The following is a 10,562-nucleotide window of genomic DNA, read 5'->3' as shown; positions in this document are numbered from 1 at the left end:
GAGAATTGAATCAGCAGCTTGCCTCTCAATCAAGGAAGAGTTTTTCAACGACATCAGCCCAAAGCAGACGCCCGATTTTGGACTGAAGCAATTTGGTTGTATCATAGAATGCATCAGAAAATCGGGGAAGACTGTGCGCTTAGGATTGTTGCTGCCATTGAGTTTTGTATTTGCGTCGATTTGCTGCGGCGCAGCTTCAGCTGGTTCATCCGGAGAGAGAAAGTTCTATTATCCGAACACAGAGCCGCTCGGTGAAGCAGAGATGCGAGTTATCTCGCTGGGAACTGGAACACCTAATTTTCGACATTCCCAAGCGTCAGCGTCGTGGTTGGTTGAACTTGGCAATGGCGACAAGTTCCTATTCGATGTCGGAACCGGTTCGTTAGCAAATTTGGCCGCATTGGAAATCCCATACACTTATCTCGACAAAGTGTTCATTAGCCACCTGCACGTAGATCATATTGGAGACCTCGATGCACTTTTTGTGGGCGGCTGGGTGTCAAACCGAACGGTTCCACTACGGGTTTGGGGGCCAAGTGGCTTAGAGCCAGAATACGGGACCGCAACAGCCATGGATGGCCTCCAGAAAATGTTGGCTTGGGACGTGGCAGGACGGCGCGGGAATATGCCGTCGGCAGGTGGACACCTGTCGGTGACTGAGTTCGACTATTCTCGGACACAAGTAGTTTATGAAAGCGATGGTGTTGTTATTCGATCTTGGCCCGCGATTCACGGCATAGACGGTTCAGTTTCCTACAGCTTGGAGTGGAAAGGACTTAAATTCGTCTATTCTGGTGACACCAACCCGAACAAGTGGTTCGTGGAAAACGCTAAAGAAGCTGATCTTGTCATTCACGAATGCTACTTAACGATCCAACAATTCATCGATATCAAGAACTACGACCCTGAACGCGCCAGACTAGTGGCAACGGTGGTTCACACGCCACCAAACGCGTGCGGAAAACTATTCTCGATGATCGAGCCGCGGCACGCGATTGCCTACCATACATTTGCCGATTTCGATATTGCTCCTGACACAATTGCAGCAATCCGAAAGACCTATGACGGACCGCTCACTTTGGCTCGGGACATGCTCGTTTGGAATGTTTCGGAAGATGCCGTAGGTGTTCGAGAGATCGTTGGATCAGACAATCCATTGCCTGTTGACCCTCCAACTCCTGCGGGCCCACCTGACCCCAGCGAAAGGACAGAGTTGTCAGATTGGCTTAATTCAGGTCGCCTAGATCTTAGCGGAGACTAGTCCGCACTGCGCTACAGTGAATTTAGCGGCTGCTTTGTCCGCAAGGCAGACATTTAGTTGCGTTCAAGGAACATCTGCATCAAGCTGGCGGGATACTTTTTGACTGTAAAAGTTGTCTCCGTGTGGCTACGCGGAAATTTAGTAAACAGCAACTTACGATCAAGGATCATGGGCTCCAATTTAGCTGCCGCCTCGCAATACGGCCCCAAAATCTGCGAATCTAGGTACTGAAAACCAATTTAAAAGTTAGAGATTCAATACTTGCACTGGACATTGCCTTTCTGAACAGGAAAGCATCTCAATAAATACTGTTTGCGAAAGCGGTCCTCGCTGTTGCAACTTCAAACACGGCCGGGCAAATGCATCCGGTGTCAGTAGAAAACAACATGGGGGGAACTTATGACGTATAAATCGATTGCCATTGCCGCATCCATCGGGATGCTGGCCACAGGCGCATTCGCTGAGACCAAGATCGGTATGATTACTACTCTGTCTGGTGGCGGAGCCGGCTTGGGGATCGATGTGCGCGACGGTTTCATGCTGGGCATCAAGCAATCCGGGCGGGATGACATCGAAGTTGTCATCGAAGATGATCAGCGAAAACCCGATGTCGCCGTGCAGCTTGCTGACAAGATGATCCAATCCGAGAAAGTGGATATCCTGACGGGCATTATCTGGTCGAACCTCGCAATGGCGGTTGTTCCAGCGGCAACGGCCCAAGGTAAGTTCTATTTGTCGCCGAACGCGGGACCGTCGGCGCTGGCCGGTCAGGGCTGTCATGAAAATTACTTCAACGTCGCCTGGCAGAACGACAACCTGCACGAAGCAGCCGGCGCCTATGCCAATACAGCAGGGTACGGCAACAGCTTCATCCTCGCCCCGAACTATCCGGCAGGTAAGGACGCATTGACTGGGTACAAGCGGTTCTTCCAAGGCAATCTTGCCGGTGAGATTTATACCGAGCTTGGCCAAACGGATTATGCGGCCGAGATTGCTCAAATCCGTGCGTCTGGCGCAGACAGTGTCTTTTTCTTCCTTCCCGGTGGAATGGGGATTTCGTTTCTCAAGCAATACGCGGACAGCGGGGTTGATCTGCCCGTGGTGGGTCCGGCGTTTTCGTTTGATCAGGGCATTCTTCAAGCCGTCGGGCCCGCAGCACTTGGGATTGTTAATACCAGCCAATGGAACAAGGATATCAACAATCCAACAAATTCCGCATTCGTAGAAAGCTTTGTAGCCGAGTACGGGCGGCTTCCGTCTCTCTACGCAAGCCAGGGCTTTGACACGGCGCAGTTGATTGTTTCGGCGCTGGGATCGGCTGATGTCTCGGATCAAGACGCGTTCCGCGATGCATTGCGCGCCGCCGAGTTTGACAGCACGCGAGGCGACTTCGCATTTGGTCCAAACCACCATCCGATTCAGACTATCTATGCGCGCGAAGTCATTCAGGAAGGTGATGTATTCACCAACCGGATCATTGGTGTGGCGTTGGATAACCACTCGGACGCCTACGCGGCAGACTGTAAAATGTAATCGGAGGGCCGCGCCCAACTCCAGAGCGGCGGCCCGTTTTTGCTCGAACCGTGACTTTAATCCTTATTGCCGAGCAGATTCTGAATGGAATACAGTTCGGTTTCATGCTCTTTCTCATGGCAGCCGGCTTGACGCTGATCTTCGGCGTGATGGGCCTGATTAATCTTGCGCACGGATCGCTCTACATGGTCGGTGCTTTTGCGGCTGCGGCGGCCGCTGCGGCGACGGGGTCTTTCCTAGTGGCTGTTGCAGCCGCCATTGCTGCGGCGGCTATGGCCGGGGTCATCGTCGAATTGGCAGTCATTCGTCGGCTCTATGTCCGCGATCATCTCGAGCAAGTGCTTGCGACTTTTGCGCTGATACTGATTTTCTCCGAGGGTACGCGATGGATCTTCGGTTCATTCCCGCTGTTTCTCGATATTCCGAGCTATCTGTCCGGTCCCGTTTCATTGCCAGGCGGCATTCAGTATCCGCTATATCGCCTCGTACTCATCCTTGTAGGGCTTTTGGTGGCGGTTGGACTGTGGCTTTTCATCTCACGGACCCGCATTGGCATTCAGATTCGTGCCGGAGAAAATGACCGCGAAATGATTGCAGCACTCGGCGTTGATATTGGCAGCTTGTACACGTTTGTCTTCGCGCTCGGAGCGGCGCTCGCCGGATTAGCGGGCGCACTTGTAGGTGCCATCCAATCGGTCCAGATCGGAATGGGAGAGCCGATCCTGATCCTTGCTTTCGTCGTCATAGTGATCGGGGGCATCGGGTCCATTCGGGGGGCGCTTATCGGCAGTTTGCTGGTTGGACTGACCGATACCCTGGGCGGCATCTTCCTGCCAGAACTGTTCAAACTGCTCGTGGCGCCGGATGTTGCGACGTCGACTGGGTCGGCATTGGCTTCGATGTCAATTTACGTTCTTATGGCTGGCGTGCTGATCTGGAGACCCACCGGGTTGTTCGGGGCGCGCGCATGATCTCGGAAAAAGCACTAAACGCCATTCTCATGAGCCTGCTTTTTTGCGTGCCGCTTTGGGCTTGGGTCTCGGACGAACCCTTCACAATTACATTGGCGACCCGCGCGGTCATCTTCGCTCTGGCTGCGGTTGGTCTCAATGTCGCGCTTGGGCTAGGAGGACTCGTGAGCCTCGGACACGCGGTCTTCTTTGGGATTGGCGGCTATGCGATGGGTATTCTGGCGTTTCACGCGCAGACGTATTCGCCATTGATGGAATGGCCGTTCACGATTTCTGGAACCAAGCTCATGCCTGTGATCTGGTTGATGGCAATACTGTTTTCAGGTGCTGCCGCCTTTATTATCGGGCTTCTGTCGCTTCGAACTACCGGCGTTTATTTCATCATGATCACTCTGGCCTTCGGGCAGATGTTTTTTTTCTTCGCAATCAGCTGGCCCGCCTATGGCGGAGAAGACGGCCTTTCTATCTACATTCGAAATTCGTTCCCGGGGATGAACACGCTTGATCCCATTCAGTTCTTCGGAATCTGTTTTGCAATTCTGAGCCTAGTCCTTTGGCTAAACGTTCGGCTCGTAAAATCGCCCTTTGGGCTTGCGTTAAACGCTGCGCGGCAAAGTTCCGAGCGGGTGGAGGCCGTCGGGCTTGATCCGTTTCGGCTGAGACTCATCGCATTGGTGATTTCTGGCATGATCTGTGGGCTGGCGGGGGCGCTTTTTGCCGATCTTAATCGCTTCGTCAGTCCGACGATGTTCAGCTGGCAGATGTCGGGTGAACTGATCGTTTTCATAGTCCTCGGAGGGCTGGGCCGGACGTTTGGGCCGGTCGCGGGCGCGACTCTGTTCGTCGTACTCGAGCATGCGCTTGGAGGCATTGGCGAATACTTCCTATTCTTTCTTGGTTTGCTTTTGTTGGTGGTCGTCCTTTTCGCCCGCGGCGGCCTTTACGGCATCATAACGGGAAGGGCCGACCGATGATGCGGCCCGTGTTGCAAGTTGAAGGTCTCACTCGACGCTTTGGCGCCCTGATTGCAAACGACGACGTGACGTTGGACCTGAGGCCCCGAGAAGTTCACGCCGTGATCGGCCCGAACGGGGCTGGTAAATCAACACTCATTGCTCAGATCTGCGGCGGCCTGAAGTCTGACGCGGGCTCGATTCGCCTTCTGGGCCAGGATATCACGCACGAGACTACGAAAAACCGGGCAAGGCTGGGGCTCGGACGCACCTTCCAGATTTCCTCTCTTGCGTCAGAGGACACCGTTTTGCAGAATGCCATGCTGGGCGCGCTTGGGGCCAAAAGCCGACCCTGGCAATTCTTCCTACCCGTTCTTGGCGACAAAAACCTGCGCGATCACGCAGAGAATGCTTTGCGTCGCGTGGACCTGATCGACTTTGCAGACAAGCGAACAGGTGAACTCAGCCATGGTCAGCGCCGCCAACTGGAAGTCGCAGTTGCGCTGACCCTTGAACCAAAGGTGTTCATACTGGACGAGCCAATGGCCGGTTTAAGCGCGGAAGGCACGCAGCTACTCACGGACCTGCTGCGCGACTTGCGAAATCAGGCCCCAATACTGCTTGTGGAACATGACATGGATGTCGTCTTCAAATTGGCTGACCGAATTACGGTTCTTGATTACGGGCGTGTGATTGCCACCGGTTCAGTCGAAGATATTCGCAAAAATCCAATAGTTCAGCGCGCTTATCTTGGAGAGAACCTATGAGCCTTCTTTCCATCTCCGGCCTAGTCGCAAGCTATGGCAAAAGCCAAGCCCTCTTTGGCGTTGATCTGACGATCGAAGCGGGCCAAGTCGTCGCTCTTATGGGGCGTAATGGCATGGGCAAGACAACCACCGTACGCGCTATTTGCAGAATGATCGGAAGCAAAGGCTCTATGGTTTTTGCCGGCACCGACATTCGCAGACTGGCGAGCCACCAAGTGGCAAGGTTGGGCATCGGCCTTGTCCCCGAAGGCCGACGCGCATTTCGCGATCTGACGGTGCGTGAGAATCTCATAGCTGTGTCCCGGCCTGGCCATTGGGATATAGACAAGGTCGTTGCGCTTTTCCCGCGTCTCAGCGAACGCGCCGACCAGCTTGCGGGCTCATTGTCAGGCGGGGAGCAGCAAATGCTGGTCATCGGGCGCGCGTTAGTTACCAATCCGCGCTTGCTCATTTTGGATGAGGCAACTGAGGGGCTTGCGCCAAACATCAGGCGTGAAATCTGGGTGACCGTGGAGCAATTAAAACGTGAATCTGGTCTTTCAATTCTGGTAATCGACAAATCGCTTAGCGAATTGCGAGCGGTCTGTGATCGAGCGACAATCCTTGAACGAGGCAGATCGATCTGGTCAGGCGCAATGGGCGATCTGGATAGTGAAGTCAGCCATCGGCATCTCGGCGTCTAGTTGGTACAAATACCCAAGCCTTGATGGCTAACACGCGGCCACCAAATCATTTTTGATGGCTCGACGCGAAATCAGAACAGTTGTCAAAAAGCGAACCGCATTACTTTCGTCGGGATGAGATGGCTGCTTTGTCCGCAGAGCGGTCATTGCTGCACCGTGCATCACTGTCGACAGTGCGCAGAATGCTGACTTTTCAAACTTCGGCGGACCATCATAGCAATCGTTTACCGAGACCTTTTGGAGCAACCGCTACTAGGAACCGGCTGGACAGGCTATTGATAATAACTTGCTGTCCTGTCGAAATCTCGCGCCAGTTGCAGGTCGCTTTGATTTCAAAGTCAGGCGATGGTCACTGTCCCGAATTGGTTTTCGCGATACTGCAAAGCAGATCGACATGTTTGTCCAACCATTCTTCGTTCAGCGCCTCGTGACGTATGAGCTTGCGGAAATAAGGTACTGCGACAGCTAGTTCTAAAAGCTGTTCAACCGGAACATCTGCGGCAATCTCACCTCGGTCTATTGCGGCTGCAAATACTGCTTCAACACTTGCGAACCTGTCTTTCATGAATTCAGTGATCACCAACCGCGCTTCTGCATCGGTGGACGCAGCAGCGACTACCTGAGGTGCAATTTGACCCCATGGTGTGTCATTCAAGGCTCCCATCAGTACGCTGAGTAACCAACGCAGGTCAGATCGCAGCGGGCCATCGGTTTTGGGCGGTATGTTCGGTGGTGTTGCGATGCGCCGGAATGCTGCATCACGCAGACTACGCGCATCTGGCCAGTGCCTGTAAAGTGTACTGCGCGAAATGCCCGTTGCCTTTGAAACTGCGCCATGAGTTACGTGCAGCACGCCTTCATCCATAAGTATCTTTTGCGCCGCATCAAGCGCCGCCTGTCGTGTGGCGATCAGCCTAGGATCTTCTTTCAATCACCTCTCCTATAGAACATTTTGTTGCATAGTAGAACTATTTGCTCTAAAAGCTTGGTCGGTCAAAACCTAAATCCCACAAACACGTCTTGTCAAAACGGGAGCGTATCAATGTTCAAGGTGGCAGCAACCCCGCTGGCGGTACTCTTATCGATGGGCGCGACAAACGCATTGTCCGAGAGTGGCAACTATGAGCTGGATCCTGGACATAGCCAGGTATTGTTCAGCTACGACCACATCGGTTTTTCAGAAACATTTGGAATGTTCTCAGGTTTTAGCGGTGAGATAGAGTTCAACGAAGATGATCCGTCATCATCATCTGTCTTAGTGTCTATGCCTGTAAAATCCATGATCACGGGCTGGGATGCCCGTTTGCAACACTTCATGTCCGATGACTTTTTTAGCGCGACTGACGGTGACGTGGTCACATTCGCCTCGACCAGCATTGAAGTCACCGGGGACAATACCGCGAATATTTCTGGCGACCTGACCATGAATGGCATCACCAAACCTGTTGTTTTGGAAACAACGCTTAACAAGTCAGCTCCATACCCGTTTGGCCCAAAAGAGGGCACGCCGACCCTAGGCCTGGCAGCCACGGCGACCATCGTGCGGTCTGAATTCGGACTTGGGGCATTTGCGCCAGCGGTGAGCGACGAGATAGAGCTCTTGATCAATATCGAAGCGTTAAAGGCTGAATGATGTGTGCAAGGGCACCGATACTGCGCTGAACGCTCATTCCTTGATTTTGGCGGATGGTCAACATGATGAATGAAATCCTGAGAGCATTGGCGGTTGCTGCAACGGCGGTGGCATTGACGTGCCCGTTGGCATCCGCACAAGAGCGCCCCTTGCCGGAGCGCACCTCACCCCGTCCTGAAACGACAAGCGGCGTACCGCATACTCAGATTGGTGTCGAAATTGATACCGACTTGGCCAAGCTATTGCTGGAGCGTGTTGCGCAACTCCCAGGGGTCACACTTGGCCCGACACGCATATCGCTACCCGGCGCGATTGGTTTTCAGCTTGATCCCGACATGCTGCTGTCTCAACCGAACTCTATCGTGGGTGGGTTTGAGTTTGCGCATATGCATCCTGATGGCAGCTTGCACGCGTCTCTGCATCCGGCAATCGCGCGACGGGCAATTGAGGCCGGCTGGGCCGTAGCTCACCCTTGGGCCAGGCAACGTCCTGGGTGGGGTGGCTTTGTCATGATATATACACCGACCACACCAGAAGAGTTGGATGTCGTCATCGATCTGGTAGAAAGCTCGTACACCTTCATCACCGGCAACACCTTGGGCTAAGCTCGAATTGCGCGAAAGTGTGCGGGGACGCCTGCTTCCTGTCAGAGAGCAGTTTCAGCCACCTAGTTTCTCGCAGTCATTTTTTTAAATAGTCGCCGTGGCGAAGCGCTCGATACCTTCAAGCCATTCACACTAATGGTAGCTGCCGTCCGCTTGTTAGATTTTGCAAAGCTCAGAGTCGAAGTTCCGCTTCGGGCTGCCGTCGGTCACAGATGAGAAGAACTACGGACTGACACCTTTAGAATTGATATTTCGAAGTGAACCTTAGTTAGCATCGCGAAATGCGTTAATCATTCACCTTAATTCTAGGTTTCGCCAGCCAGTAAGACATTTTGCTCGGCTGTGTGTTTCAACGCAAGTTTGGGAACTTGCAGGCTTAGCAAAATGTCCAGGCACAAGTTTTGGTCACAAAAATCTATTCGTCTGTTAATTTTGGTTCAGAGGAATTGGTTTAGCTATAAGGATCACATCGACTGATGAAGCGGAAAATTGCTGCGATCCTAAGCCTCGATGTCGTCGATTATACCAAGCGCATGTCAGAGGATGCTGAGACCACGCTGAACACTCTACAACGCATTTTGGACGATGTGATCAGACCATTGGTCCATGAAAACAAAGGACGAATATTCAAGCTGATGGGAGATGGTGCTTTGGTTGAGTTTGTTGCAGCCACAGATGCAATTAATGCTGCCAGCCAGATTTTCAATCAGATGAGAGATGAAGACGTAACACTTCGAGGAGGTCTCCACGTTGGTGACGTAATTTCCAAATGGCACAGACTTGTTCGGAGAGGCCGTGAATGTTGCGTCGCGCCTTCAGTCCAGCGCGCATATTGGAAGTTGTCTCATCAGCAAGACAGCTGCTGAAGTTGCGGGAACTTCGCTGGCGGTTGCTTTGCGACCAGAAAGCTCGATACGGTTGAAGGGAATTCCAAATCCAGTGGAAGCCTACTCTATTGATTTAGATGGTGACAAAAGACGCGCAAAGAACAAGCTGCTGGCTAGCTCTCAAGACGTCCGCTTTGCAAAATCAAAAGACGGTACAACGCTTGCCTGGACATCCACTGGAAGTGGTAGAAAGTTGCTGGTCACACCAAACTGGCTTAGGCATCTGGAATACGATTGGACGATGAACACCATCGCCGGGTGGTTGCCGCTGCTTTCTGAAAATCACTGCCTTTATCGGTTTGATGGTAGAAACAATGGCTTGTCCCAGAGGGGCGTGCAGGATGTGTCTTTGAATCGGATCGTCGAAGATGTTGAGGCCGTACTGGACGCAGCCGGGATCGAAAAAGTTTCATTGTTTGGCGTTTCTTTTGGGGCAACCATTGCCGCGGCTTTTGCCGCAAATAATCCTGACCGTGTTTCGGGGTTGGTTCTACTAGGCGGATTTGCACAAGGAGTCGCGGTGCGTTCACAGCCCGGAATTGCCGCGCTTGGGCAAGCAATGATGGATATGAGTCTTAAAGGCTGGAACGATGAATACCCTTGTGCAAGAGACTTGATGGCGCAATCATTTGCTCCAACCGCAAGTCCGCATGACCAGCGCACTTATGCATAATTTATGAAAGTCGCAATGGACCATCAGGATTGGCTCAAGATTGGACCACTGGTCGCAGGGGTCGACGTAGCCGATCTACTTCTGCGGATCACCTGTCCGGCTCTGGTTATGCACGCTAATCGAGACAGGATGCACAGTGTTGAACAAGGTAGGATTTTCGCCTCTGGCATCCAGAAGGCGCGCTTTATTGGCCTTGAGACAGCAAACAATACGATGCCAGAGTATGATCCTGCCTGGCCTAAAGCCCTAGTGGAAATAGAGTTTTTTTGAATTCAATTTGAGCAGTGTACGTTGTTCATCGCCAAAACTTTATTGTTCGAAGGTAAGTGGATGCCGTGCGCCCTTCGATTTTCGATACTGGAATTTAAAAACTCTAGGCTTCTTGTCATCGACCGCTTTGTCCTGATCTCGGAAATTGCAAAGTGTTGTTACGAATGTCCGGTTTGGGCAGACTGCGGTCCTTTGGAGTAAGAATGCGGATGGTTGCACAGTCCGCGTAGCAGTCATTCAAGCCGAGTGTTGCGAATAGCTGCTTTGAGCCGATGTCGTTGAAAAAGTCGTTCGTTTTTGCGTCTTGGTGTTCTGCGTTGTCTATA

Annotated in this window: 13 protein-coding genes; 11 read left to right on the top strand and 2 right to left on the bottom strand. The window is 52.5% G+C overall.

Annotation, left to right across the window (positions count from 1 at the left end):
• The 6 genes from gntH to GOV80_RS22035 form a co-directional block, all read left to right on the top strand.
• The coding region (gene gntH, locus GOV80_RS22060) for a guanitoxin biosynthesis MBL fold metallo-hydrolase GntH (protein WP_170787786.1) at positions 1-1,261 on the top strand (1,261 nt) is incomplete at its 5' end.
• Positions 1,262-1,660: 399 nt separating this feature from the next.
• Positions 1,661-2,794 carry an ABC transporter substrate-binding protein gene (locus tag GOV80_RS22055; protein ID WP_170774081.1) on the top strand — a complete coding sequence of 378 codons (1,134 nt, stop codon included), beginning with the start codon at positions 1,661-1,663 and terminating at the stop codon, positions 2,792-2,794.
• A gap of 50 nt (positions 2,795-2,844) precedes the next feature.
• Positions 2,845-3,765, top strand: a complete 921-nt coding sequence (locus GOV80_RS22050; RefSeq protein WP_170774079.1) for a branched-chain amino acid ABC transporter permease — start codon at positions 2,845-2,847, stop codon at positions 3,763-3,765.
• Positions 3,762-4,739 carry a branched-chain amino acid ABC transporter permease gene (locus tag GOV80_RS22045; RefSeq protein WP_170787784.1) on the top strand — a complete coding sequence of 326 codons (978 nt, stop codon included), beginning with the start codon at positions 3,762-3,764 and terminating at the stop codon, positions 4,737-4,739. Before GOV80_RS22050 ends, GOV80_RS22045 begins: the two co-directional genes overlap by 4 nt.
• Positions 4,736-5,485 (top strand): ABC transporter ATP-binding protein, encoded by a 750-nt coding sequence (locus tag GOV80_RS22040; RefSeq protein WP_170787782.1) that lies wholly within the window; start codon positions 4,736-4,738, stop codon positions 5,483-5,485. Before GOV80_RS22045 ends, GOV80_RS22040 begins: the two co-directional genes overlap by 4 nt.
• Complete coding sequence (locus GOV80_RS22035; RefSeq protein ID WP_170774073.1) at positions 5,482-6,168, top strand: ABC transporter ATP-binding protein; 687 nt, start codon at positions 5,482-5,484, stop codon at positions 6,166-6,168. Before GOV80_RS22040 ends, GOV80_RS22035 begins: the two co-directional genes overlap by 4 nt.
• A 349-nt stretch (positions 6,169-6,517) precedes the next feature.
• Here the strand turns inward: GOV80_RS22035 and GOV80_RS22030 are convergent, their stop codons facing one another.
• On the bottom strand, positions 6,518-7,099 hold the full coding sequence (locus tag GOV80_RS22030) for a TetR/AcrR family transcriptional regulator (RefSeq protein ID WP_170774072.1): 582 nt from the start codon (positions 7,097-7,099) through the stop codon (positions 6,518-6,520).
• A gap of 111 nt (positions 7,100-7,210) precedes the next feature.
• On the opposite strand from GOV80_RS22030, the gene GOV80_RS22025 reads away from it, so the two are divergent.
• The 5 genes from GOV80_RS22025 to GOV80_RS22005 all read left to right on the top strand — a co-directional run bounded on the left by GOV80_RS22025 (position 7,211) and on the right by GOV80_RS22005 (position 10,236).
• The gene (locus tag GOV80_RS22025; RefSeq protein WP_170787780.1) at positions 7,211-7,801 is read left to right on the top strand and encodes a YceI family protein; all 591 of its coding nucleotides are present in this window, start codon (positions 7,211-7,213) and stop codon (positions 7,799-7,801) included.
• Positions 7,802-7,863: 62 nt separating this feature from the next.
• The gene (locus GOV80_RS22020; RefSeq protein ID WP_237216004.1) at positions 7,864-8,406 is read left to right on the top strand and encodes a luciferase domain-containing protein; all 543 of its coding nucleotides are present in this window, start codon (positions 7,864-7,866) and stop codon (positions 8,404-8,406) included.
• A 476-nt stretch (positions 8,407-8,882) separates the two neighbouring features.
• Positions 8,883-9,272: an adenylate/guanylate cyclase domain-containing protein gene (locus GOV80_RS22015; RefSeq protein ID WP_170787778.1), complete on the top strand. Its 390-nt coding sequence runs from the start codon at positions 8,883-8,885 to the stop codon at positions 9,270-9,272.
• Positions 9,202-9,966, top strand: a complete 765-nt coding sequence (locus GOV80_RS22010) for an alpha/beta fold hydrolase (RefSeq protein WP_170787776.1) — start codon at positions 9,202-9,204, stop codon at positions 9,964-9,966. The genes GOV80_RS22015 and GOV80_RS22010 overlap by 71 nt, the downstream gene beginning before the upstream one ends.
• 15 nt (positions 9,967-9,981) lie before the next feature.
• Positions 9,982-10,236 carry an alpha/beta fold hydrolase gene (locus tag GOV80_RS22005; RefSeq protein ID WP_170787774.1) on the top strand — a complete coding sequence of 85 codons (255 nt, stop codon included), beginning with the start codon at positions 9,982-9,984 and terminating at the stop codon, positions 10,234-10,236.
• Positions 10,237-10,351: 115 nt separating this feature from the next.
• Here GOV80_RS22005 and GOV80_RS22290 read toward each other — a convergent pair.
• Positions 10,352-10,562: hypothetical protein (locus GOV80_RS22290; protein ID WP_214648103.1), on the bottom strand; the 211-nt coding region annotated here is incomplete at its 5' end.

Origin of the sequence: Ruegeria lacuscaerulensis (genome assembly GCF_013034685.1) — a bacterium.
Taxonomy (GTDB): Bacteria; Pseudomonadota; Alphaproteobacteria; order Rhodobacterales; family Rhodobacteraceae; genus Ruegeria; species Ruegeria lacuscaerulensis_B.
This window is presented reverse-complemented; position numbering and strand designations above follow the sequence as displayed.